Here is a 24,320-nt window from a genome sequence, read left to right as displayed (position 1 = left end):
CAAGACACTTCTTAACGGTTCTTATCTAAATGCTTAACAAACTCTTAAGTTTTTCATTGATTTATTTAAAACAGCCTTTAGTCTATTCCAAGATGGGCAGTCGAGTCTCGAACACCGTCTGTCTAGGTGAGCTTTCTACGGAGATTTCGCCCCCATGCACATCGAAGATACTCTTTGTGATCGCAAGTCCTAGACCCGTTCCGCCCGTTTCTTTTGAACGGGACTGTTCGACGCGGTAGAAACGTTCAAAGATATAAGGCAGATCCCGCTTCGGAATAGGTTGCCCATAGTTACAGATACGTACAACAACATGTCCATCTTTTTTTTCAATATAAATGTCTATATATTTACCGCTCTTTGCGTACTTGATCGCGTTAGAAATGAGGTTTTCATATGCACGAACAAGCTGGTCACCGTCTGCCTTAATCATCACCCGATGATCCGGTACATGCGTTCGAATGGTCATATTCGCCTGCTCCAGACTCGGAACGAATTCCTCAGCCAGCTGTTCAATAAGCCCCGTTACATCCAGTTCACGTAAATGAAGAGGCATGCCGTTGTTAATACGGGTATATTCAAATAGATCATCGATGAGTTTTTTGAGACTAAGTGATTTTTCATACGCGATATTCATGTAATAGCGAAGTTCCACCTCGCTCGTATAACGGTCTTTATCAATAATTTCTAAGAATCCGAGTATGGAAGTAAGCGGGGTTCGAAGGTCGTGGGAAACACCGGTAATTAAATCGTTCTTCGTTTTCTCCGCGTTTCGCTCTTCTTGAATGGAACGGTTCAGCTGTTCGCTCATCGCGTTGATACTCTCTGCAATCAGGCCAAGCTCATGGTTTTCTCTAACCGGAATTTCATGCTCGAAATTTCCCTTAGCAATTTTCGCAAGGCCTTGGTTAATCTCTTCCAGATACGTATGAATCTGTTCAGACACGCTGTTGATGTTACCTGCGATTGTACCCAGTTCATCAGTGGCCTTCACCTTTACAGTCATATGAAGCCGTCCGTCCGCCATTTCCTCAAGAACGCTTGCAAGCTCCTTCGCACGTAAGACAAGCGGGCGGGTCGCAAAGATATATAAAGTGATAAAAAAAGCTGTTCCACAAATAAGGATGGTGTTTTGAGATCCAACATGGTTGATGATCCACGCCAGGGGCACGTTATAGGGGCTTATTTTGATAACATAGGAAGCGAGCAACCCCCCAAGCAGAACGAACAGCAGTGTGAGTCCCATGCATCCAAGAAATATGGCAAGGAATTTCCAACGAATACTGATGTATACTTTCGTATTCATATCCCTTACATCTCCTTTGTAGATCTCATTTTGTAGCCAATGCCCCAAACCGTTTTAATATAAGCAGGATGCTGAGTATCCTTCTCAATCTTTTCGCGGAGCTTGCGGATATGTACCATGACCGTGTTTTTCGAGTCCATGAACGGCTCGTTCCAGACTTCCTCGTATATTTTGTCCATGCTCAGAACAATTCCCTGATTAACGGCCAGAAGCTTTAAAATATCAAATTCGCGGGGCGTCAGCTTTACTTCCTGATCCCCCACCGTCACGGTATGAGTAGCGGTATTAATCACAAGATCGTCAATCACGATCTCATCCTCGCCCGAATCACTGCGGTTATTGAGCATTTTGTACCGGCGGAGCTGTGATTTAACTCGGGCGACCAGTTCAAGCGGGTTAAAAGGCTTAGTAACATAATCATCCGCACCGATGCTCAGGCCTGAAATTTTATCCATATCCTGGCTTTTTGCAGACAACATGATAATGGGAGTATTGTTTTTCTCTCGTATTTTCATGCATGCTTGAATTCCGTCCATCTGTGGCATCATGACATCGAGAATAATTAAATCAACTGGGTTGTTGCGCAGTACTTCGAGGGCCTCCACCCCATTGAATGCCTTAAATATTATGTATCCTTCATTCTTTAAATAAATTTCAATGAGTTCGATAATTTCCTTTTCATCATCAACAAGTAAGATTGCTTCTCTGGACATGCTGCTTTCACACCTCTTTGAATATTCTAAAATCTAAGATTATGCTTTAATAAATAGCATTATAAACCAGAAACCTTAATATTACGGTCGTAAATATCTTAATATTAGCTTAAATTACTGTGGATGATTCTCTTTAGAATAAGCAATCTCACGCTTTTTATACCGCTCATCGGAAGTTAAGATGGAAACAAAGGTAGTGAAATTAACAGTTAAGCAATAACAAAGGAGAAACAACCCAATGGATCAAGAAGAGCATTATCGTCCCGTCATTGCCCTTACCGGCGCATCGGGGCATATCGGCCAGTATCTAATGACCGAACTACAAAAGAATTACCATATCATCGCCTTATCCGGACGGGCTGACCTACATAAAGATACAGAGCATGTTACTTGGCGCGCTTGTGACTTTTTCTCCTATGACGATGTGGAAGAAGCACTGCGAGGAGCAGACTATGCCATTTATATTAGTCAATTCATGTATTCTTCCGCCAAACTAACTCAGGGCAGATCTGAGGATATGGATGCGATCTTAGCAGGGCATTTTGCCAGAGCAGCTCAGCGCAACAAGATGAAAAAAATCATATATATCTGTACCTTGGCCCCTGCGGAGATAGATAACAAAGACAGATCCCGTCACTTGCGAGGCAGACTTGAAGTAGAGCAGATCTTAACCTCATCGGGTGTGCCTACTGTTACCTTTTGGATAGAACCGTTTGGTGGTCCGTCGACTTCTCCTTACTCAGTGAAGGATGTAGCGAAAAATTTAATAAAATCAGATGTGAGATCCGTACAGCGGCTCTGTTTACCGGAAGGGAAAAATGCAAAGTGGATTCTACATTATTACACCGAGTGGCTGTCACGTATAACAAAACCGTTCCTTCGGATTACAAGAAGTGAAGATCAGATTGTCCGCATTCTTCCTAGGGCCATAAAAGTTCCAATGCTCGAACTAACCTATGATCAAACAAAAAGCAGTTCATCTCATGCTTTGTACCGAATTACAGGCGGAATTTTGGTGAATAGGCGGGAAGTTCATAAGGGGAGACTTGAATTTTTACAGTTGCCAAATTCGAGAGAATGTATCGTAGGGATTCACGATTATGTACCTTCATTACCTTGGTTTATCTATAAGTACTCTCAGGCTGCCATTCATCTGTGGGTTATGAAAGCTTTTGATCTTCACCTTAAGCAGCTTGAGCCTCAAGCGGAGAATTGGAATCCTCGTGACCTTCCTGATCCGAACAAAAAGAATTAATTCCAAATCATACGTTTTCATACAGGACCGCCTATTTAATTAGTGCGGTTTTTTTGACGCGTTGTTTTACGCGTCAATATCATATATCTAAGCTCTAAAAGAATAAACAGCTATGTATTTTTAGTGTAACCATTTTATGTATGTAGTGTTTATATCTTAAGATCATGTTATTTACAGCGAAGGGTGCTGGGTTCTATGAACAAGCGAGATCATCTGGAGTATAAAGCAGCAAAAATGAATCATCCAAAAGAACATATGCAAGATATAGATATAGATCATAAGACGGAGGGCACATCCTCTTCTATGACCCGTAAGGTGACTTATAGAATAATTTCCATACTTCTTGGTATAGATGTGCTGCTTATTGTACTACATAGCATGGGCTATTATCTCCGCTTATTTCCACCAGACAGTCTAGTATTATCCATGTTTATTTTCAACAGTATTGTGCTGTTTTCTATGGGAATCAGAGCTAAGATTTATACCATTGTTGCTGCATTTGTGCCTGGAGTTATTATTGTTTTTCTCATTCTGTACTTCAGCCATGCAATCAATGATGAACATTATACAACAATTCACTCACCGATCGGAAATGAAGCGGTAGTCATTCTATACTCTGCAACTAGTCTAGGAGAAACCATGTATTCTTATGACTTTTATCAGTACATGCTGGGGGGCCTCCTATTGAAAGAACTCAATAACCGTTATAGTTATATGGATTTTAGACAATATGACTCCGCTGAAGATGTGCTTGGAATGAATGATCCTACGTGGAAAGATAAAAAACATCTTATTTTCCATACAGCATCAGGAGAACACACCCTGAGGTTAAAATAAAATGAGTGAGAAGTATTGTCGTTTTTTTACAAATAGATGGTATTTTATATAACGGAATAATTTCACAGAATTTTTAATGTATATGAAATTGGTTCATACACAGAAAAATACATAAGTTAGGAGATGAAGAAAAGTGATAGATAATGATCCTCATGTTACACCGAAAAAGTATGATGCTCCGGAAGCGCCAGTGGTAGGGGTGAAAAGTTGGATGCTTGTTACTTTTCTGATGGCTATCCCGCTCGTGAACCTCATATTTTTATTTATTTGGGCTTTTAGCAGCTCTACCAACCCGAACAAGTCCAATTATGCGAAAGCATCCTTACTATGGATGGCGATTGGGATTACTATTTATATTGTCATCTTCGTTATAGCCTTCTTTATCGTTGATAATAGTTAGTTCTAATGAATGCCCAATCATTCTTGGGGGGTTTGTATATAATTGAATAGAAACGAAATTTCACAGAAAAGGGGTGACTCCATGAACTTACAAGACGTAAAGAAAAGCTATGAACTCATCGTAAGTTTAGGCATGTCTTGTGCCCCCGCTATAAATCTACAAAGAACTAGTTTGAGAAAATTCTCTATGCCTCTCGATTGGATGATTTCTTATTCATTAACTGAGGTTAATAAACTATATAAAAACAAATTTCAGAACTTTATGAAACTAGAAAATCTAACCTTACTGGAAGAAACACATTATTATCTGAAGGATGGCCTGCCTGCCTTCTCAGCCGATAATGACAATACCTTAGTGAAATCTTATTTTGTTCGGGATACGCTGTATAACATCGTTTCAGTCCATGACTTTCCGGTTATTCCGAATCACCATTGGTCTGCAAGCTATCCGCCATTTAAGGAGAAGCTTGATTTACGTATAGATCGATTCTGGAACACATTAATAAACAGCAAAAAAACGCTGTTCATTAGATGGTCAGCCACTCATGAACAGGTAGCAGAGCTACATTCGATTTTGTCTGATACACTAAAACCTAATTCATTTTCCATCCTAATACTTAATCCCATAAATGATTTAACATCTGTACAAGAAGTAAATTGGGAGATGAATGATACCTGCGCGTTAGATGTTCCTAATGATATGAACGATTATAATAGCTGGGATTATATTCTAGGGGGCATCCAATTAACTAACCACTAAGGAAAATAAGTTGATTAGACATATAAAATAAAAACCCCTCCTTATAATTACATAAAGGAAGGGTTTTTGAACATTTGAATTTACGCCATAATTTTGCAAATATCATTAGTGAAAGCAACAGGGTCTTCAACCTGCAAGCCTTCAATTAGAAGTGCTTGATTGTACAGTACGCTAGTGTACACAGCAAACTTCTCTTTATCATTCTCAAATGCTTGTTTGAGTGAGTTAAACACTTCATGGTTTGCGTTGATTTCCAGTACTTTATCGGCTTTCACCTGCTGTCCATCCGCATTAGGCATCGCGTTCAGCACTTTTTCCATCTCAATCGTAATCTCGCCGTCAGCAGATAAGCAAACCGGATGGGATTTCAGACGTTTGGAAGCTTTGACTTTCTTCACTTTACCGCCAAGGAGTTCTTGCATTTGCTCGAACAATTCTTTGTTCTCATTTTCCTTCGCTTCTGCTTCCTGCTCACTTGCATCCGCTTCAAATCCAAGATCACCGCTCGATACAGAACGGAATTCTTTCTCCTGATAGTTCTGAAGCATCTTGATTGCGAACTCATCCACATCATCTGTGAAGTACAGAATTTCGTATCCTTTATCGGCTACAAGCTCCGTTTGCGGCAGGCGGTCAATACGTTCTACAGACTCACCTGTTGCGTAGTAAATATACTTCTGATCTTCCGGCATACGGGATACGTATTCAGCCAGGCTCACAAGCTTCTTCTCTTTAGAAGAGTAGAACAGGAGTAGATCTTGAATATCGCCCTTATTCATGCCGTAGTCGTTATATACACCGAATTTCAGCTGTCTGCCGAAGGATTCATAGAACTTCACGTAGTTATCGCGCTCATCCTTCATCATCGATTGAAGTGCGGATTTGATTTTGTTCTTAATGTTCTTCGCAATCAGTTTCAACTGACGATCATGTTGCAGAAGTTCGCGGGAAATGTTGAGTGATAGATCCTCGGAGTCTACCATCCCTTTCACGAAGCTGAAGTAATCTGGCAGCAAGTCACCGCATTTGTCCATAATAAGAACACCGTTAGAGTAAAGTTCAAGTCCTTTTTCATACTCTTTTGTATAGTAATCAAACGGTGTTTTTTCCGGTATAAACAGGATGGCATTATATACTACTGCACCGTCTGCACTGATATGAACGTGTTTCAGCGGTTTGTCGAAACCGTAACGTTTTTCAAAATAAAAGTTCTCATAATCTTCATTCGTGAGCTCGTTTTTATTTTTACGCCAGATCGGCACCATGCTGTTCACGGTTTGTTCTTCGATAACTTCCTCGAACTCGTTCTCTGCATCTTCTTTCGGTTTCTGTGTCTTCACATCCATCTTGATCGGATAGCGAATGAAATCAGAATACTTCTTAATAATTGTTCTGAGACGGTACTCTTCAAGGTATTCGTCATAAGAATCTTCTTCTGTATTCTCACGAATGTGAAGAATAATATCTGTTCCCACGCTGTCTTTCTCTGCTAATTCAATGGTATATCCATCTGCACCTTCGGACTCCCACTTGTAAGCCTGCTCGCTTCCCCATGCTTTTGTAATCACGGTAATCTTGTCAGCCACCATGAATGCAGAGTAAAAACCAACCCCGAACTGACCAATGATATTGTGTCCGTCCTTAAGTTCATTCTCGTTCTTGAACGCAAAAGAGCCGCTGTTCGCGATGATCCCGAGATTATTCTCCAGGTCTTCTTGAGTCATCCCGATCCCTGTATCGGAAATTGTTAGGGTGCGGTTTTCTTTGTCCGCCGAAATTTTAATAAAGTAGTCTTCGGACTGGAAAGTCAGCTGATCTTCCACCAAAGCTTTATAGTACATTTTATCAATCGCATCACTTGCGTTAGAAATCAGTTCCCGTAAGAAAATTTCTTTCTGGGTGTAAATGGAGTTAATCATCATTTCAAGTAAACGCTTGGATTCCGCTTGGAATTGTTTCGTTGCCATGAATAGTCTCCCTTCTACTCGTTAACCTATTTTAGCACTCTAATAAAGAGAGTGCTAAGTCTTCCTTTTATATACCATATTCCATTTTTTAATGTCAAGTTTCAGGACTGATTATAATAATCTGGAACCATCACACTGACCGTCTCAAAGTACATAAATCGCAGCTCGTCCTGCTGATTTTCAGCACACATTTCCTTATACCATGCTTCCTCCATCTGTTCTTCTTCAAATACATTTCCTCGCCACAATGCCAGTCCTAACTCTTTGAAATAATAAGCATACCCATTATCCTCTTGGGACCGATCATAAGGCGATACTTTATCAATCATCGGAATCAGTATCCTTGCTTTCGTGTGAAAGGCATCCACCGTCTGTTCCGGCAGATGGATACGGACTTGAAGAAGTTCCGGTTCATAACCTGTAAACATCTCTATAAAAGAGATCTTCCCCTCCTGATCATAGTCGATATGAAAAACATCATGAAGCGAATAATTCCAAAGACCTTTTAGATGCTCTTTCCTATAGGATTCCAATACCTCGCTGCATTCCTTCTCACTCATCCCAAGATAGAGCTTTCCAATACGCTCCCCGGGAATAACGTCAATAACTGTATTCGGCACTGGTCTTAGGCTCTCATCACATGGCCCCTCGATCCCTGGTAATAGCAACGTATTATAGTCATGTAGAGAATTTTCCCAATCCGTAAGTCTATAATAAGCATTTGCTAATTCGGTGAAATAAGAATTGGAGAAACGTTTGATTTTTCCTCCTTGATATTCGGATACGGCTCCTTCCCCGGTAATAAGTACGGGAGCATTTCCAATCACCTGAAAGGTGAAATTATGTATTTTGTCGCCTGCTAACGGTAAAATGGCAATGGGACGCTGATTTACGATATAAGAAGGATCTAACACCTCTTCCGAGCAACATTCAAAGAGGGCACATACCGGATTTTTCTCCGCAGTCTCCCCTATTACTTGTCCGTAGGCATAGTCCTCATTCATCAAAGGGATCGTAAATACGTCACCAGTCTTCCATGTTTGCAGGGTTGGTCTAACCCAATTTCTGCAGTACTCGATTGCACTAATCTTTTCTTCATCAGATAGGTTCATCTGATAAGGCGGAACCATGAGATCATGCGCCAAGAAAATCACTTGAAGGATTGCCTCCGCTTGGTCCTCGCTAGTATGAACCATAATTCCCCCATCGTCATATTCAAAGGTAATCCGATCCAGCAACCTTTCTTCCTCTTCCTGAATCTTCTCTAACAAAAGAAGACCCGCTTGTGTATTCGTCTGTACTCCGAATTGGTTCGCAAGGGTTGTGGTAAATAAGTAGCGCTCCAGATCATAATCAGGAATAAATAACGTCATGTGTCCAATTGTAATATGCTTATGGGTATCTTTTGATAAGATCAAGTAAATCCAGCTCCTCATTATTGTTCTTATGCTTGTGTAAGTGTTAGTAGTTGATTAGTGTGGTAAAAATTGTTATATTCTGAACAAATGAATTCATCATTTACCCATCTTCCCATACGTAAAGGAGACTTACCTATGTCTATCACCCAAGTTATTGATGCTCAGCTTGAAGCTTACAATGCACGTGATATTGAAGCATTACTCCGTACTTACCATCCCGATTGTGTTATTGAAGATGCTGCAGGTAATGTACAACAAACGAACAGAGAAGAGATTCGCACTCGATACATGAAGACATTTGAAGTTAGTCCTGAGCTGCATGCGAAGATTCTAACCCGGATTGTGAACGGTCCTTATGTCATCGATCATGAAGAAGTCAGCGGACATAGCGGAAGAACAGATCTACTGTATGCTGTTCCTGTCTACCGTGTTGAAGATGGTCTGATCACACATGTACGTTTTATTGGTTAATTCATCAAGCTAGATATAAAATAAATAGGTAAGTCCCCAGTCATAAAAGATCGGGGGCTTACCTTTCTTTGTAAGACTTTCTTCATTTCAGAATATTGATTACTCCACTCAAAGATTCTGGTAGCTGCTAATGTCCTATATGATCATCCGGAGCAATGAATTGATAGGAAGAAAGCAGAACAAAAAAGATGACCATTACAATTAAAGAAATTCCTATCCATTCATAGAAGCCTTTATTGGAAGAATCCTTTTTCGACTTCACAAGGAAATAGATGCCCATAGTTAAAAATAAAATAAGTAAGGGAATTACGATTATCATACATACACCCTCCCTTTTTTCCATTCTATACTAAATTTAATGATCTACTAAATCAATTTCATAATTTATTAAAATAATGAAGTTGTAACTATATCTATAAACCAGGCTTGGATTTACCCTATTCTTCTTACCTCTTTTGCTCTCAATCTCTGGAAATAATATACTTAATGTCTATAGATCATTTCTGACTAATCCTACCGAAGATCTCGAAAGGGGCATTGTTCTAATGAAATATAACTATCTAGGTCAAAGTGGACTTCAAGTCTCTCAGCTTGGGCTTGGCACGAATTCTTTTGGTAAGAGAGCGGATGAGCAAACCTCTGCCCGTATTCTCCATCACGCCATCGATCATGGCATCAACTTTATTGATACAGCCAATATTTATGCAGGAACCGAATCAGAACGGATCATTGGACAAGCGCTGCAAGGGAAGCGAGATCAAGTCGTGCTCGCTACAAAAGCAGGTCTTGTCGCAGACGATAAGCCTAACGGGCGTGGATCTTCCCGCTATCACCTGCAGCTTGAGCTGGAGAACAGCCTGAGACGACTCCAAACTGATTATGTGGATCTCTATCAGATTCATACCTTTGATCCAAACACACCTCTAGAAGAAACCCTTCGGGCACTCGACGACATGGTACGTTCCGGTAAAGTACGCTACATCGGCGCTTCTAACTATGCTGCTTGGGAGATTATGAAGGCACTCGGTATTAGCGAGATGCGGAATTTCGTGCGCTATGTATCTACTCAGACGAGTTATTCCCTGGCAGATCGTACGCCCGAACTTGAACTTGTTCCGATGTGTCTTGACCAAGGTGTTGGAATCATCCCTTACTTCCCGCTTGCGGGAGGAATCCTGACTGGGAAATATACGAGCAAAAACAGTGCTCCAGCTGGTTCACGTGCCGTGACAGATCCAAACTTCAACCGGTTCCTAGAAGAGCATAATTTGGAGCTTGGACGTAAGGTAAGTGATCTTGCCGCTTCCCATGGTTACTCCCCGAGTGCTTTATCTGTTGCTTGGCTTATGAACCGCCCAGCGGTATCTACCGTTATTGTGGGTGCGACAAGAACAGAGCAGTTAGATGATAATATCAAGAGCCTTGAGATTGATATGAATTCAGAGCTCGGGACTGAACTGGATCAGATCAGTGAGCCATTTATCCATGCTAAACCTTTTGCTACGTACCGTATTTAGGTAGATCTGCACAAAGTGCCTTTGATGCATTTGAATTAGCATTGTAATCAAAAAAAGTAACCTACTCCAGTGAAAACTAGCGAGTGGGTTACTTGCTTTAGTTATGTATAACACCGGGTGAATCTAACGAATGAAGCGATTTTATTTGAAAACGAGGATTATATTTTGTAATTGCGTACTTATACAACTTATCAACTCTCCTAAATAATTTAATTGCCAGTAAAATACATTCCATGTTATGTTTATGAGAAATTTTTCCGCTGGAGGTTAGCGATATGACCCACGAGACGAAAGAAAAGATCATGCTCACGATTCCAGAATCCTTTGAAAGTAAAAGGCTGATCATCCGAGCACCTAAATATGGGGATGGCGCTGCCTCCTATGAAGCCGTTCAGGAGAGCATGGAAGAACTGCGTCCATGGATGCCTTTTGCGAATGACTCGCTTACTCCCGAGAACTCGGAAATTAATATTAGGCAGGCACATCTGAAATTTCTGAAGCGCTCCGATTTACGACTCATGCTATTCTCCAAAGAAAATGGACAATTTGTCGGAAGCAGCGGGCTGCACGGGATTGACTGGGATGTTCGCAAATTTGAAATTGGTTACTGGCTTAGAAGCTCCTATGCAGGACAAGGCTATATGAGTGAAGCTGTAGAAGCCATAACAAACTACGCAATTCATGAACTCTCGGCTAATCGGATCGAAATTCGCTGTGATGCAAGAAATGGGAAAAGCGCGAGAGTAGCCGAGCGGAACGGGTTTATCCTTGAAGGAATTCTACGCGGAGACAGTCTGGATGTCTATGGGGAGCTGTCGGACACGATGGTTTTCTCAAAAATACGAGGGAAAGAATTTTAAAGATTTCCCCCGCTAAATAGAACTAGAACTCGATGTTCATCAATATGAATTCCCTGTCCCTGCTAAGGAAGGTTTGTCCCTTACGAAATCCAGCTCGCTCATATACTTTCATAGCCCGTTCATTGAATGTGGCAACAACGAGCTGTAATGACGAATGGTTCGTAAGATTGCGAAGGAAAGAAAGACTCTCTTTTAAAAACAAACCGCCCTGCCCGTTCCCTGTCAGGTCAGGCCTCATCCCTAAACCTATATCGATTTGCTGTTCATTATTGTAAATTCCTGCTGCATATCCTCCTGGAACCCTTGCTGCTTCTCCTATACAAATAAACCCGATAAGTTGCTCTTCTTCATCAAGTGCGGCATAGTAACTCCCCTCCGTTAGTTCCTCTATAGTCTCTTCATCTTCAACCATGTTGTATAGCGAATAAGGTTCAGGGTATGTCCATGTGGCTATGGTTCTTGCGTGCTTTTGACTCATCGGTATAAATTTCAAATGGTTCATAGGTTTGACCATCCTTCATATCCGCGCGGAGCGTATTTTAATAGTAGTCACTTGTACTTGTTGTCCCACTGTTGTTTCCATGTTCCAAAGTCCATCCCCGAGAACTCCTCCAGTGTCCGTCCGTCTAGTGAATACACCCAGCCATCTGTAGGATCATCAAGGTCAGGTAAGCTGTACCCGCCAATCACCTCATTCTCCGTCTGCATTACATATACGATTGTCTGGCCCTTTAGGTTAGCAGGAGCTTGATCTAACGGATGATTCTTAACATAAAACGTAGTGATATAAATCATTTTTCCTATGTACGAAGCGGCATCGACAGATTGAACACTCCAGTACATTTGATGGGGCAGCTGTGTCAGGTCTTCTTTTTCAAGCCTATGTTCATACACTATATCTTCTTGCCAGATGATTTCGTAACCTTGTTCTATTAGAAATTCACCAGCTGGGGAGTCTACCTTTGGTATTGTGCGATTACTACAAGCCGAGGACAAAACAAGCAGAACGATTAGTAAACTAAGACCTCTCATTTTCATTTCAGTAACTCGATCCTATATACTTCTGAAGAGATTTGAATATAAGGAGTAACAGCTCACAACATACTTTCCATAGAACGAACAGAACACAAAAACCAATTGCACCTGCAACAAAACCAAAAAGGATATGTTTTCCCCCTGTAGTCGAAGTTTCATAAAAATCACTTGAAAGTGTATTCATGAGGGTGAAAGTCACTGAGATATATTTTCCGAATACAAAAGCATTGTATAAGACCCCAATCATTCCAATCCAAAACAAGAGATATACCAAATCCTCTGCTGGTTTTCGCCCCAAGGTAAATAGTTCACTGACCGTTAGCGGTTCAACCTTTTTCGGTATGGCTTTACCAGGCTGCTCAGGCTTCTCTTCATTCTGCTGTTCCATACGATCCTCTCCTTTCCTGATCCTCTCTCTGCTTTCCATTATTATACATTTATATTAGCGATTTGGAATTAAAACCCACAAAAAAACACCCTTGCAAAACGGGACGTTTATCTTTATCACTATCTTATAATGCGTTTACCTTCCTTTGCGGATGAAAGGATTTAATACGATATAGTAATATAGGCCTTTATAATGGAGTTCTTTTCGCCTACGAATATATCCAACCTTTCATAAAAACGAAGGTGATGCTTAAACGTTGCAGGAACATTTCTATAACACAGGGTCCCTAAAGATAATTATCACCTAATTGGGAGGAAATAAGGAATGACGCAAGAATTAAGTGAACTGCATAAACGAAATGGACTTATGGTTAGGTTGTTATGGATTTGTACTGCTCTTGGGATCGCTGCAAGTTACCGAAGTCTGGATATCGTACTCGCGATCCTGTGCACAGCAGTTCCCGTAGCAGCAATATGCAATCTATTCTATCTAAAGAAGTAGTATATAAAACAAACGATGTATTTTGTCGCTGTTGGATTTAATATCATTGGTTTTACCTTTATGTATGCTAGTAAATCTCCAGGAGATTATGTCATTCTGTTGTTGGGACTGGCTCTTACCTCTCTCTATATGGATATGAAGCCACTGCTTCTCAATGGGATCATCGGACTCGCTGTGCTCATCTTTTTCTGCTTTGTCATCTATGTTGGCGAAAATACAATAGCGATCATTGCCTATTATGTAGTCATTTGGCTTACCCTGCTCGGTCAAAGCACCATTGGAAGGCGAATGCTGAAAAATATGGGAGCTAGCATGCAAGAATAGAAACAGGCAAGGCACTGTTTGAGATTCCATTCCTGCTGATATTTCTTGAAAAGCAAGCAGGACCTCACTGTTGATCTTCCCGGCCATATTCGCATTTTCATTCTTGGAAAGAGTTTTTCTTATTTAGGATGTAGGCTAAAATCTCATCGTTTTCGCAATCTTCCGGTCATTCTATACTGTGAATTTATGTCTTCCATACACTGTACCAAAGTAACTCTCAAAACCAAAGATAACAAAAAAGCAGGTCAATCATGGTGGCATCTTACCATAATAGACCTGTTCGGTATAACATGAGTTAGTTGTGTTCTTTGGTTAAATGATAGATTCATTCGTTATCCAACTCACCTAAAAAAGAACATTGAAAGGTTCGGAGCCAGACAGAGTTCTAGCAACATTATTCTTTCTAAAATTCTACAATTTACGGTCAACTTGAAATTCTACGACTCTGCCAATCAACTCAGGATATTTAGCAAAATTATATCTTTACAATTGAAATAAAATTACACACTATTTCTATATTAAGAGGGGGCATCAAGATTTTGCATTTCAGTAAATTATAATCTCCACATTCTACATCTGTGATATCAATATCTTGAAGAAAATAAGGGATTTGAGATCTAGTCATCTCTCTTATGGGTCTTCTCCTGTCATCAAGTGTTGTATGAAGGGAAAATTCTGTACATCCCCTAAAGGACAATTCGACATTCCGCTCTGTATCCTCATATACAAGGGTCATTTCGTCACCAAAGAAACTCGAATCAAATTTTAATACTCTAGCATCCCAATAATGCATATCTTCAATTTCACTTAAGATTTCTCTTGCCTTCATCCATGTCACCTCACTTCTTATATGGGATATGAGCATCAGAACTTTTTCTATCAACAATATTCTGATTAATATCAACCGGGTTACCATTTTCATCAAACAAATGAACATGATCATACTTTGTTACCTTATCAGGTGGATCGATTCTCATACGAATGTTTCCCTTGGTATCTCTAATATGAACAAAACCATTATTGTCAGTATATCCCCAATCTTTTGGCAAGTTGTCTAGAATTTCTTGTTTAGACATATTAGGAATGTTTTCAGTAATAATTTCACCTGCGAAATTCCCTTTAGGAGTACTCGTCCCCTCAGTCTTGCCATTTCCACCCGAACCTCCCGAACCACCCGGGTCATCATGCCGATTTTTCTTCAAAAGCTTTCCTATCGTTAAATAAGAAGCTGCCTGACTTACTACATAGCCAGTATAATACCCTCTACCTTCTTCTTCCTCTGTTCGTTTTATTTGTTCTAACAATTGCTCAGCGTCTGATCGTGCAGTTCCTGTCCCCCAGGCATAATCCCAAGCAAAGCGTGCACCTAATAATACATCGACTACTCTCCCAACTGTAAATGCATATCCAATATCATATACTGTTCCGAAGGGACTCTCCCAAAAACTCTTTACTGTACCAACTGCATCGTCAAAGAGCCCTTCGATCGTAGCTCCTACTCCCTTAAGCGCAGAGGCAGTATAATCAACACCACTTTCTAGCTTTGCCTCGACTTTTGGAGGTAAGCTAGGCATAACGATTGCCGATCCTCCTTCACCATCCGCTTCAGCAAAACTCCTTGCTATAAAGTTCAGCTGCTGGGCAATCGACGAAATTTTTTCCATCGTCACACCCAGAGATTGCCTGGCCGATAAATACTCATGAAAAAAACGTTCTTTTGTAGCTCCTGACCAGCCTTCACTTATAAAATAAATTTGCTTATCTAATTGATTGCACATTTGTTCCAGTTCCTGACGCTGGCTCAAGAAGTGTTCGACAACTTCCATCAGCTGATCAGGTGAGACCATTATTTTCACCATAAGGATTTCACTCTCACTGTTAGTTAAGTGAATAAATTCTATCAAATAATGGAAAACTTTACATCGACCGTTATTCCTTTAATATCTATTCAATCTCTATCTTATGTACTTCATAAAAAGGAAAATTCAATGAATTAATAGATATGTTTTTCATCACTGACTCTACTAATCCACCACCACGAGAAATATCTTTTCTTTAATTGCCCCTCGCTGATCTGCCTTTTCTTTACGAATCTTGTTTAAATCCTCTTCACTAATACCATGAACAGAAGCCAGTGCGTAGATGACCTCCAGCATATCCGCTAATTCTTCATTAGCAAGTTCATCTGTTTCCGCTTCTTGATATTCTCTATGTTCCTCTTCCAGCTTTGTTCTCAGCGCTGACTTGTAAGTTTCCTCTTCTAGAATCAAAGTCTTACACCGTTTCCCTTGAGACCGAATGATATTCGGAATTAAATCCCTTACTAGCTTATTATAGGTTCGCACGTTTTATATCAATCTCCTCTCGATCTCAATCTAACATTAATCTAACTCATAAAATTATAAAAACATGGTTTCCTAAAAATCCACTCCTATCTATCAATGAAAAGCAAGTCGCGTACATATTATCAAGATTCTATAGTTGTTCGATCAACAAAATTATAATTTTCTTTAATAATCATTCTTGCTAGACGTTGCCCTGCTCTCTTAAAGAAGAACTCATCAGCGAATTCAATTGAATCAATTGACGAAAGTTAGTTTATAACCTTCTTTCTTTTGTCATATTCAATTTTCCCCATTGAATTTTCATTTGGACCATTATAGATACACTACTCTATCTTCGTCCTCAAATTCCTTTAACATCAATACAAAAACTGCCATGGTCTCCTCCTCATTGTCTTTCTTTCAATTCCACAGTCTTTCAGATTGGTCGAGTCTGGATAACCTTTTTATTTATCTAGCACTCATGATAGTTATCTGACCATAATCAACCTGTCTATGTAGCTCTTTAGCATTTAAGTAGAGTTATGCATTGATGTGTGTCCGTCAATAGATGTCTAGCCTTACCGTTTATATTTATTTAATTCACTTCTGTATAGAATCAAATTCAATGATCTGAATCCATTTTTGTTCTGCCCAATTGATTGCTTTAATTGCCTTTTCTTCTGTCAAAACACCACGTTGTTTTTTATACTCAAAATTTTCTTTTGCCCAAATTAGTATAATTTTTATGAATTCTATTGTTTCTACTCTACATATAATATCCTCTTCATCTCCCTCTGAATAAATATCCTCTATTGTTGTAAAATCTTTATCAGAATTGATTAAATTTACATTTCCCCCACTCTTAATTAGAGTCCCTTTTCCTAGTAGTAAACCATATAGCTTATCGACTTCTTCTTTAACTATATTTAAATCTCCAAAGATATCTGATCCTAATGAATTACTAATCAAATAACCATTTTCTAAAGATTTATCTATATCAAAATCTAAAATGACTTCATTAAAGTCTTCTCTATACTCGATTGTATATTTATACTTGATCACAATATCACCTCTATTCCCACTAATATACAGGATATTATCCCCTTTATATCAAAAAGCTTCCCTGATTTATACTCAAGGAAGCTAGTAATAATATTATATAAACATTTTATTGAATAAGAGCACGTCGTCTTTCAAGCTCTACATCCATCGCTGCCCGCTGGTCATCCAGTTTATAGAACCACATGGTAATTCCAATCAACAGACAAATGATTAGCGGCACCCAAATAAAGCAGAGTTCAATATAGCTGAGTGCTGTTGAGTTTTGTGTGGCGTTGGGAACATAGCCTCCCATTTTTAGAACAACCCCAATTAAGAAACTCCCGAGCCCCAAGCTTACTTTTACAAAGAAACCTTGAATCGCAGCAATCATCCCAGATATACTTTTATTCTTCTTATACTCTGAATAATCAATAATATCGGGCTGAATAGCAAATGTAACTCCGAAGATCCCGTAAATACCAAGCCCTGTGATCGCAAGCCCTGCTATGACTAAAAACGATGAGGATTTTCCGAAATAAATAAGCAAATCTCCTACGATGTAAATGATCGTGCTTAAAAGCAGTATATTTCTTTTTGACACCTTCTTTTGAAGCCAAGGTAAAATAATGAGCATAGGCAGACCCGATAAAATCCCGAATAGCCCAACAAAAGTAAGCCAATCTTGACGGTTCAAATTATAAGTAAAATAATAAATTACAGTTGTATTTCGTATTACAAAAAGAGCAAAATAGAGAAAATTCACGATAAAGAATATGGCAGCTTGTCCGGTTAATCCCTTAAAGTCTTCTTTGAAAGAAGATTTCCCAGAATTGATGGTTGGCGGAACAACCTCTTTGGTACTCATAAAAGTAATCACAAATATGATAAGTGCCATGATGCCATAGATGCTCATTGTGATTAAGTAACCTCTTTGTTCATCACCTTGTCCAAAAAAATCTACCATTGGCATGGTAATTGACATAACTAAAGCGGTTCCAAGTAAGGCGCAGATCATTCTTGTCGATACTAACCAGTTCCGCTCATGATTATCTGAAGTTAATCTCGGTACAATCGTATTTAATGGTATATTAACAACCGAGTAAGCTATGTTCAGCAAGGTATATGTAACATAGGCCCAAATAATTTTCCCTGTCATACTGAAATCAGGCACAATAAATGTCATAATCGTAAATACAGCAAAAGGAATAGCACCAATGATAAAATAAGGCCTTCCTTGACCCCATCGGGTATGTGTTCGGTCTACTAATAGTCCCATGCCGGTATCTGCAAAAGCATCGATTATTTTCGTTAATAACATTAACGTACCTGCAACTGCTGCTGTTATTCCAAAAACGTCAGTATAAAAGAAGAGCAGATAGGAACCCATTGTGCTGAACACAAGATTACATCCTAGATCGCCAATGCCGTAACCAATTCTTTTTTTCCACTTAGACATATTTTCACTCCGTCCCTACTAATCTATTGATGTCAATTTCCCTGATCTCATGAAAAAAGATCCATGTGAACCACTCTAAATTTTTGATAACCTTGATAACGTTTTCATATCTTGCTTTAAATGATGATAAATAGATTTATATACACGGTAATATTCATTATATTTCTCATGGTTTTTGGGGTCGGGCATAATCTTCTGATCCAGTACCTGCCACTTTTTCACATCTTCATACGATAGAAGTCCTGTCCCAATTCCAGCAAGCATGACATCCCCCATGTTGGCTTCCACATCATGAATCGGACAGACAACGGAATAACCCGTCACATCGGCAAAGATTTGTCTCCAGACTTTTGACTTTGTTACGCCGCCGGCGATTATAATAGATTCACCTAAGTTCTCCCCCGTTGCTTCCATTGCATCACGCAATGAGAACGCAACCGCTTCCAGAAATGCACGATAGATATGAGCCTTTGTATGTGCCAGAGTAAGTCCAACCATCGTTCCTTTTGCATCTGAATCCCATATTGGGCTTCTTTCCCCCATGAAGTAAGGAAGAACAATAAGACCCTCACTGCCAGCGGGAATCGCAGTTGCTTGCTTATTCAATACATCATAGGCATTTTCACCGCCATTTTTCTCGGCTTCCACTTCAAATTGGCACATCGTTTGACGGAACCATTTCACAATTGCTCCTGCTGTGGCACCTCCGGCAAAATAATAAGAAAGCCTTTGAGCGTCATAGAGATAGGGCCAGACAATGAGATTCTTTCCCTTGATTGGTTTGTCCGAAATTAACGCTGCACACATTGAGGTTCCAATTGCAGCTGCGTAAATACCAGATTCAAATACACCAAGTCCAATATTCGCTGCCCCGCAGTCAATACCGCTTGCAATCACTGGCATCCCTTCAGAGAGTCCCAGTTCAGCTGCCACGTCCTTTGTCAGTCCTCCGATAATATCTGTGGATTCTACTATGTTTTCAGGCATCATCGACATAGGAATTCCCATGGCATCCATCATTTCTTTAGACCATGTTCTGTTATTCATATCAAAAATACCGCCAATGTTTCCTGCTGACGAATAATCAATTGCAATGCTTCCGGTTAGTTTATAAATAACATAGTCATTTGGGGGCAAAAATAATTTTGTTTTTTCCCAGTTTTCCGATTCATTATTTTTCATCCATAATATTTTGGTAAAACCGTAATAAGGATCTGCTCCATTGTGAGTAATATCTAATAGTTTTTCTTCTCCAATCGTGTCCAGAACCCATTTCGTTTCTTCTTCCGCTCTACGGTCCATCCAGATCATACAAGGTCTAATAGGCTCCATATTTTCATCTAACGGAATTCCAGAACCTCCATACAGACCGCTAATTGCAATTCCGCGTATCTTCTCTGCTGGAACATTTGCCTTCTTCACTGTGTTTTTAATAGAAACCTTCGCAGCTTCGAGCCATACATCTGGCCACTGTTCAGCCCATAAAGGTCTCGGTGTAAGTACATCATATTCCTGTAAATCTTGGGCAATTAAATTTCCCTCTGTGTCCATTAAGATTGTTTTGGTTCCTGATGTACCAATATCTGTACCGAGTAAATAGAACAAGGATGTCACCTCCTGATGTAATTGTTTCATTCGTTAAGTCTATTAGATTAGATACAAGTAAAAGCGCCATCCACTACAAAGTCTGCTCCCGTAGTAAAGCTGCTGGTATCTCCTGCAAGGTAAACACAAATGGATTGTAGTTCTTCCGGTCTCCCCATTCTGCCAAGAGGCGCCATTTGATTCCATTGTTCAATTAATGGTTGTAAGCTTGGGGAATTCAATGTAAGTTCTGTTCCTATGTATCCTGGACTGATACTATTCACGCGCACATTTCTAGTTGCCCACTCTACCGCTAGAGATTTTGTAAGTTGAATGACTCCTGCTTTAGAAGCATTATAAGAACACTGCGGCTGCGGTACATTTACGATATGTGCTGACATCGAAGCTGTGTTAATAATGGAACCTCCGCCTTGCTTTAACATTACTTTTCCAGCGGCTTGGGCTGTTAAAAACACCCCGGTAAGATTGATATCGATTACTTTTTTCCATTGTTCATACGTCATTTCTTCAGCAGGTATATTCAGGCAGATTCCCGCATTACAGAAAGCAACATCTAAACGTCCAAAAGCACTCAGGATTTTTGTAATCATAGAATCTACATCTTCCGGATTTGTAACGTCGGCTTTAATAGCAATCGCTTGGATTCCATGGTTTTTTTCGAGTTCGGCAGCTGTCTTCTCTGCTTCTTCAAAATCCAAATCCACGATAGCCACATCAGCTCCTGCCTCGCAGAAAGCGGTTGCAACACTTTTACCAATTCCTCTCGCTCCACCTGTAACGAAGATCTTCTTTCCGTCTAATCTCATTTTTTCAATAATCCCCATAAGTATATTTCCCCTTTCTATTTTGTAAAATAGTTTTATTAAATAGATTGATAAAATTAATTTACATAATATACCCACTTGATAAGAAAAGTCAACCTTCCATAAAAAACAGCGACTTATTTCACACCAATTGCATGGATTTTATGATTCGTTAGTCACTTCTATTTTGCTTCCAATTGTTATGTATTCGATAGCTATGTTATATTTAAAGTAATTTTATAAAAGTCATTTATATAATGGGGTTTATTCATGGATCATAACATTACATTTAAAGATATAAAGAAAAGTAATTATTCATCGATTTATCATCTTATTTATCAAAATGAGAAGCTCTCAAAACAAGAGATCGCACAACGGCTTCATCTGAGTCTGCCAACGGTCACTCAAAATTTAGTTCGCTTAGAAAAGGAAAAACTGATTGAAAAGAGCGGGCAATTTGAATCCTCGGTTGGAAGACGTGCAACGGCATATGCATTATGTCCGCAGGCTCGTGTCAGCATAGGAGTTGAAATTCAAAGAAATACAATTTGTATTTCCGCAGTAGATTTGCTTGGTGTTGTTTTTCATAAAACCAACCTGTCACTTACATACGCAAATGAAGAAAGTTACTTCCTGCAAGTGAGTCAAGCTGTAAAAGCTTTCATCTCCTCTCTTATGATAGAACAGGAGCAAGTTCTGGGTGTTGGTTTTGCCATACAAGCGTTAACATCAGCGGATGGACAAAACATCACCTACGGAAAAATATTAAATTGTACCGGTCTCCACATTTCTGCTTTTTCACAGCACCTTGATTACCCTTGCGGATTTTTTCATGATGCTAAATGTGCTGCAACCTCGGAACTGTGGATCAGGAAGGATATTGATGATGCTGTCTATCTGTCGATTGGTACGCATCTTGGAGGAGCCATTATTATCAATGGCCAAATTGATATGGGGAATGAAGGACATAGCGGCACGGTAGAACATATGACAATTGATCCACGCGGTTCTCTTTGCTACTGCGGAAAAACAGGGTGTATGGAAACACTTTGTTCTGTCAGTGCGCTGCTAAAAGAAGATGAATCATTAGAATTTTTCTTTCAGCAGTTACGTTCCGGGAATCCTTCCTATATGGAAAGATGGAATGTGTTCTTAGATCATTTAGCACTATCAATCAACAACATTCATCTTGTCATTAATAGGGAGTTTATTCTGGGCGGACATATTTCTCCTTACTTAAATGAGCACGATATCCAACTTCTTCATGAAAAAGTGTATGAGCGCACTGCTTTTCCTAGCAATGAGCCATTTATTTATATTAGCCGTTCATCTGAAAATGGAGTTTCTAATGGCGCTGCCATCACTTTTATTCAATCCTTTTTGAATGAGATTTAAACGAAAATAAGCATAAAAAAAGTAACCTTAAATCAAGGTTACTTTTTTCTAATTTCTCTAATTCATTTCTTCTAATTCAATTCTTCCCCGCCTCAGCTGATAAAAGAACTATTTCTCAATATCCACTTCAAACTCAAGTTCAGGAAAATAGGTTTTCATCACATTCCCTTCCTCGTCAAACTTAAACTTCCCTTTTTCGGTGTCACTATATATATTTTGATAAGGTTTGATGATGATCTTAGACGGGAGCGTAGTAAAAGGTTCTAGCCGGAGATCTGAAATCATTCCAGAGCTATTTGCCTGACCTCTCCCATTTCCACTAACTATTCTCAGCTCATTACCTTCATCATCATACACATCGTAATCCAAACCTGTCGTTAGCGGATCATATTTCATTCCTTCTGGCAGAACGAAGTGAGTTGAGATATTTGTCGTTATTGGTGTTAGTTCTACTCTTTTTAAAGTTACTGTATAGATTCCATGGGTCTTGGTCTCATTAGGAGAAATATCAACGATATCCTGTTTCGTCTTCTCAACAGGGATATGCATAACGACAGGGTCCTCAAATGGTTTAACTTCCAGGTTTAAAGTAAGGATGAACGAATCAGGAAAAGGTGTTCCTTCTTGATTTCGTAAATCGGAAAATTCCAAAATCACAGAATTCTCAGATGCTCCAGGGTGATAAAATTGAGATATCCCACCATATTTGGGTGCATACTCGTTTATATCTCTTCCGTTGATCTGCAGCGTATAGCCGCTTAGATCTTCGTTCAGCTTCTCTCCTGACTCATCCGAATTATCCTGCGTCGTACGTACTAGACTGAGTGATACCCTCGTGCCGTCATAGATGATTTCAGGGACCGTAAATGTGGTATCCCCTCGAACCACACTAACATTTGGGGTAGCTGCTAATTTTTTCTCTGATGCTGTTCTCAGTCCAAGATCATCCACAAATGCAAAGATACTCTTCATTCCCGGAATTTGCTGCAACGAACTCGCCATCGTTGGTGACACAAATCCGCTCCCTACAATCACCATAACTGCTGATGCCGCAATAGCCGTTGAAACCACCATTTTCCTCCACATCTTCTTTCGCCCCCTGCGGTTTGTTTTATTTTGATAAATCTCCTCCATCACCCGATCCGTGAGATCAATAGGAACCTCTTTTTCTCGTATCATTCGGATAACCTGATCTATGGGTTCCTCTTTTTTATGTAAATGATTCTTCATACACGCAGCCCACCTTCCCCATTTCTTTTGATCAGTTTTTTACGTATACGCTCAAATTTCTTCCTCGCCGTAGCGGCCTTAATATTCATGACTTGTCCGATCTCATCATAAGAGTAGTCTTCCACTGCGCGAAGCAGCAGAATATGTTTTTCATCAAAAGAAAGCTGATCCATTAGGATCTCTAATCTGTCAGTGCTTTGGGCGTCCTTCTTGTATGCCAGTTCTGCCGAGTAAGTATGCTTAAAGATTTTGAGCAGCTCTACATCTCGGAATTTCTTTTTATTAAGATTCATACAGTGGTTGTACGCAATTTTGTAGAGCCATGCTGAAAAAGAACCAGGTCTCGTGTAGCTTGCTATGTTCTCATACGCCTTAATAAAAATGTCTTGGACCGCATCCTGTGTCATTTCGGTCTGCTTTAATAAGTAATAACAATATACATAGATTTGCCTTTGATACTTCTCGACAATGACTCTATAGGGCTCGGTCTCTCCCTGCTGTATCCTCTGGATCATATGATCTAAATGTAATTGCTCACGATCATCTGCACTGTTCCACTGTATAGAGTTCAAAGGTGCCTCTCCCTCCTTTCCACGCCTATATAACAATTCATAGTTCTGAAATGTGACATTACATTAAAATAATTCCGATAAATTCTTCACACAAAAATAAAAGCCGGATCGCATCTCTGCTCTCCGACCCTACTCTATCCTAAAAT

General features: G+C 39.7%; 27 protein-coding genes. 10 read left to right on the top strand and 17 right to left on the bottom strand.

Features of this window, described 5'->3' with window-relative positions:
• Window positions 1-82 precede the first annotated feature (82 nt).
• A complete protein-coding gene (locus GQY27_RS10165) occupies window positions 83-1,303 on the bottom strand; it encodes a sensor histidine kinase (protein WP_160033899.1) in 1,221 nt (406 codons plus the stop codon).
• Window positions 1,304-1,308: 5 nt separating this feature from the next.
• Window positions 1,309-2,016: a response regulator transcription factor gene (locus tag GQY27_RS10160; RefSeq protein WP_160033897.1), complete on the bottom strand. Its 708-nt coding sequence runs from the start codon at window positions 2,014-2,016 to the stop codon at window positions 1,309-1,311.
• A gap of 238 nt (window positions 2,017-2,254) precedes the next feature.
• On the opposite strand from GQY27_RS10160, the gene GQY27_RS10155 reads away from it, so the two are divergent.
• The 4 genes from GQY27_RS10155 to GQY27_RS10140 all read left to right on the top strand — a co-directional run bounded on the left by GQY27_RS10155 (window position 2,255) and on the right by GQY27_RS10140 (window position 5,267).
• A complete protein-coding gene (locus GQY27_RS10155; RefSeq protein ID WP_160033895.1) occupies window positions 2,255-3,271 on the top strand; it encodes an NAD(P)H-binding protein in 1,017 nt (338 codons plus the stop codon).
• Between the two features lie 195 nt (window positions 3,272-3,466).
• The gene (locus GQY27_RS10150; protein ID WP_160033893.1) at window positions 3,467-4,108 is read left to right on the top strand and encodes a hypothetical protein; all 642 of its coding nucleotides are present in this window, start codon (window positions 3,467-3,469) and stop codon (window positions 4,106-4,108) included.
• Window positions 4,109-4,241: 133 nt separating this feature from the next.
• Entirely contained in the window at window positions 4,242-4,508 is a 267-nt protein-coding gene (locus GQY27_RS10145; protein WP_201450715.1) for a hypothetical protein, read from the top strand.
• An 81-nt stretch (window positions 4,509-4,589) separates the two neighbouring features.
• Window positions 4,590-5,267: a DUF1796 family putative cysteine peptidase gene (locus tag GQY27_RS10140; RefSeq protein WP_160033891.1), complete on the top strand. Its 678-nt coding sequence runs from the start codon at window positions 4,590-4,592 to the stop codon at window positions 5,265-5,267.
• An 80-nt stretch (window positions 5,268-5,347) separates the two neighbouring features.
• On the opposite strand, the gene htpG is transcribed toward GQY27_RS10140, so the two are convergent.
• Entirely contained in the window at window positions 5,348-7,234 is a 1,887-nt protein-coding gene (gene htpG / locus GQY27_RS10135) for a molecular chaperone HtpG (protein WP_160033889.1), read from the bottom strand.
• Between the two features lie 101 nt (window positions 7,235-7,335).
• Complete coding sequence (locus tag GQY27_RS10130) at window positions 7,336-8,652, bottom strand: Imm26 family immunity protein (protein WP_160033887.1); 1,317 nt, start codon at window positions 8,650-8,652, stop codon at window positions 7,336-7,338.
• A 135-nt stretch (window positions 8,653-8,787) separates the two neighbouring features.
• On the opposite strand from GQY27_RS10130, the gene GQY27_RS10125 reads away from it, so the two are divergent.
• Window positions 8,788-9,123 (top strand): nuclear transport factor 2 family protein, encoded by a 336-nt coding sequence (locus tag GQY27_RS10125; RefSeq protein ID WP_160033885.1) that lies wholly within the window; start codon window positions 8,788-8,790, stop codon window positions 9,121-9,123.
• 127 nt (window positions 9,124-9,250) lie between these two features.
• Here GQY27_RS10125 and GQY27_RS10120 read toward each other — a convergent pair whose 3' ends face one another.
• Window positions 9,251-9,442 (bottom strand): hypothetical protein, encoded by a 192-nt coding sequence (locus GQY27_RS10120; RefSeq protein WP_160033883.1) that lies wholly within the window; start codon window positions 9,440-9,442, stop codon window positions 9,251-9,253.
• Window positions 9,443-9,668: 226 nt separating this feature from the next.
• Here GQY27_RS10120 and GQY27_RS10115 point away from each other — a divergent pair, with 226 nt between their 5' ends.
• Complete coding sequence (locus GQY27_RS10115) at window positions 9,669-10,640, top strand: aldo/keto reductase (protein WP_160033881.1); 972 nt, start codon at window positions 9,669-9,671, stop codon at window positions 10,638-10,640.
• Between the two features lie 275 nt (window positions 10,641-10,915).
• Window positions 10,916-11,500, top strand: coding sequence for a GNAT family N-acetyltransferase (locus GQY27_RS10110; protein WP_160033879.1), 585 nt, complete (start codon window positions 10,916-10,918; stop codon window positions 11,498-11,500).
• A gap of 22 nt (window positions 11,501-11,522) precedes the next feature.
• On the opposite strand, the gene GQY27_RS10105 is transcribed toward GQY27_RS10110, so the two are convergent.
• From GQY27_RS10105 to GQY27_RS10095, 3 genes are read right to left on the bottom strand one after another with little or no spacing between them, the layout of a single operon-like run.
• Window positions 11,523-12,002: a GNAT family N-acetyltransferase gene (locus tag GQY27_RS10105; protein ID WP_160033877.1), complete on the bottom strand. Its 480-nt coding sequence runs from the start codon at window positions 12,000-12,002 to the stop codon at window positions 11,523-11,525.
• Between the two features lie 47 nt (window positions 12,003-12,049).
• Window positions 12,050-12,538 (bottom strand): hypothetical protein, encoded by a 489-nt coding sequence (locus GQY27_RS10100; protein ID WP_160033875.1) that lies wholly within the window; start codon window positions 12,536-12,538, stop codon window positions 12,050-12,052.
• A 1-nt stretch (window position 12,539) separates the two neighbouring features.
• A complete protein-coding gene (locus GQY27_RS10095; protein ID WP_160033873.1) occupies window positions 12,540-12,923 on the bottom strand; it encodes a hypothetical protein in 384 nt (127 codons plus the stop codon).
• 324 nt (window positions 12,924-13,247) lie between these two features.
• On the opposite strand from GQY27_RS10095, the gene GQY27_RS10090 reads away from it, so the two are divergent.
• Together GQY27_RS10090 and GQY27_RS10085 are read left to right on the top strand one after the other, a co-directional pair.
• Window positions 13,248-13,424, top strand: coding sequence for a hypothetical protein (locus tag GQY27_RS10090; protein ID WP_160033871.1), 177 nt, complete (start codon window positions 13,248-13,250; stop codon window positions 13,422-13,424).
• Window positions 13,425-13,523: 99 nt separating this feature from the next.
• Window positions 13,524-13,748, top strand: coding sequence for a hypothetical protein (locus GQY27_RS10085; RefSeq protein ID WP_236570547.1), 225 nt, complete (start codon window positions 13,524-13,526; stop codon window positions 13,746-13,748).
• 475 nt (window positions 13,749-14,223) lie between these two features.
• On the opposite strand, the gene GQY27_RS10080 is transcribed toward GQY27_RS10085, so the two are convergent.
• From GQY27_RS10080 to GQY27_RS10045, 7 genes are all read right to left on the bottom strand, one after another.
• Window positions 14,224-14,577, bottom strand: coding sequence for a PIM7 family immunity protein (locus GQY27_RS10080; RefSeq protein WP_160033867.1), 354 nt, complete (start codon window positions 14,575-14,577; stop codon window positions 14,224-14,226).
• Between the two features lie 10 nt (window positions 14,578-14,587).
• Window positions 14,588-15,607 (bottom strand): WXG100 family type VII secretion target, encoded by a 1,020-nt coding sequence (locus tag GQY27_RS10075; protein WP_160033865.1) that lies wholly within the window; start codon window positions 15,605-15,607, stop codon window positions 14,588-14,590.
• 165 nt (window positions 15,608-15,772) lie between these two features.
• The gene (locus GQY27_RS10070; protein ID WP_160033863.1) at window positions 15,773-16,093 is read right to left on the bottom strand and encodes a nucleoside triphosphate pyrophosphohydrolase; all 321 of its coding nucleotides are present in this window, start codon (window positions 16,091-16,093) and stop codon (window positions 15,773-15,775) included.
• A 579-nt stretch (window positions 16,094-16,672) separates the two neighbouring features.
• Entirely contained in the window at window positions 16,673-17,134 is a 462-nt protein-coding gene (locus GQY27_RS10060; protein ID WP_160033861.1) for a hypothetical protein, read from the bottom strand.
• A 106-nt stretch (window positions 17,135-17,240) separates the two neighbouring features.
• Window positions 17,241-18,569, bottom strand: coding sequence for an MFS transporter (locus GQY27_RS10055; RefSeq protein WP_160033859.1), 1,329 nt, complete (start codon window positions 18,567-18,569; stop codon window positions 17,241-17,243).
• A 75-nt stretch (window positions 18,570-18,644) separates the two neighbouring features.
• A complete protein-coding gene (locus GQY27_RS10050; RefSeq protein WP_160033857.1) occupies window positions 18,645-20,174 on the bottom strand; it encodes an FGGY-family carbohydrate kinase in 1,530 nt (509 codons plus the stop codon).
• Window positions 20,175-20,221: 47 nt separating this feature from the next.
• Complete coding sequence (locus GQY27_RS10045) at window positions 20,222-20,998, bottom strand: SDR family oxidoreductase (RefSeq protein WP_160033855.1); 777 nt, start codon at window positions 20,996-20,998, stop codon at window positions 20,222-20,224.
• Between the two features lie 249 nt (window positions 20,999-21,247).
• Here GQY27_RS10045 and GQY27_RS10040 point away from each other — a divergent pair, with 249 nt between their 5' ends.
• Complete coding sequence (locus GQY27_RS10040; RefSeq protein WP_160033853.1) at window positions 21,248-22,372, top strand: ROK family transcriptional regulator; 1,125 nt, start codon at window positions 21,248-21,250, stop codon at window positions 22,370-22,372.
• A gap of 108 nt (window positions 22,373-22,480) precedes the next feature.
• Here GQY27_RS10040 and GQY27_RS10035 read toward each other — a convergent pair whose 3' ends face one another.
• Window positions 22,481-23,602 (bottom strand): DUF4179 domain-containing protein, encoded by a 1,122-nt coding sequence (locus GQY27_RS10035; RefSeq protein WP_160033851.1) that lies wholly within the window; start codon window positions 23,600-23,602, stop codon window positions 22,481-22,483.
• On the bottom strand, window positions 23,599-24,174 hold the full coding sequence (locus GQY27_RS10030) for an RNA polymerase sigma factor (protein WP_236570546.1): 576 nt from the start codon (window positions 24,172-24,174) through the stop codon (window positions 23,599-23,601). The genes GQY27_RS10035 and GQY27_RS10030 overlap by 4 nt, the downstream gene beginning before the upstream one ends.
• Window positions 24,175-24,320 lie beyond the last annotated feature (146 nt).

Source organism: Paenibacillus sp. An7, assembly GCF_009870785.1.
Lineage (GTDB): Bacteria > Bacillota > Bacilli > Paenibacillales > Paenibacillaceae > Paenibacillus.
Note: the sequence above shows the minus strand (reverse complement) of the source record. Positions and strands in the feature narration are given on the sequence as shown.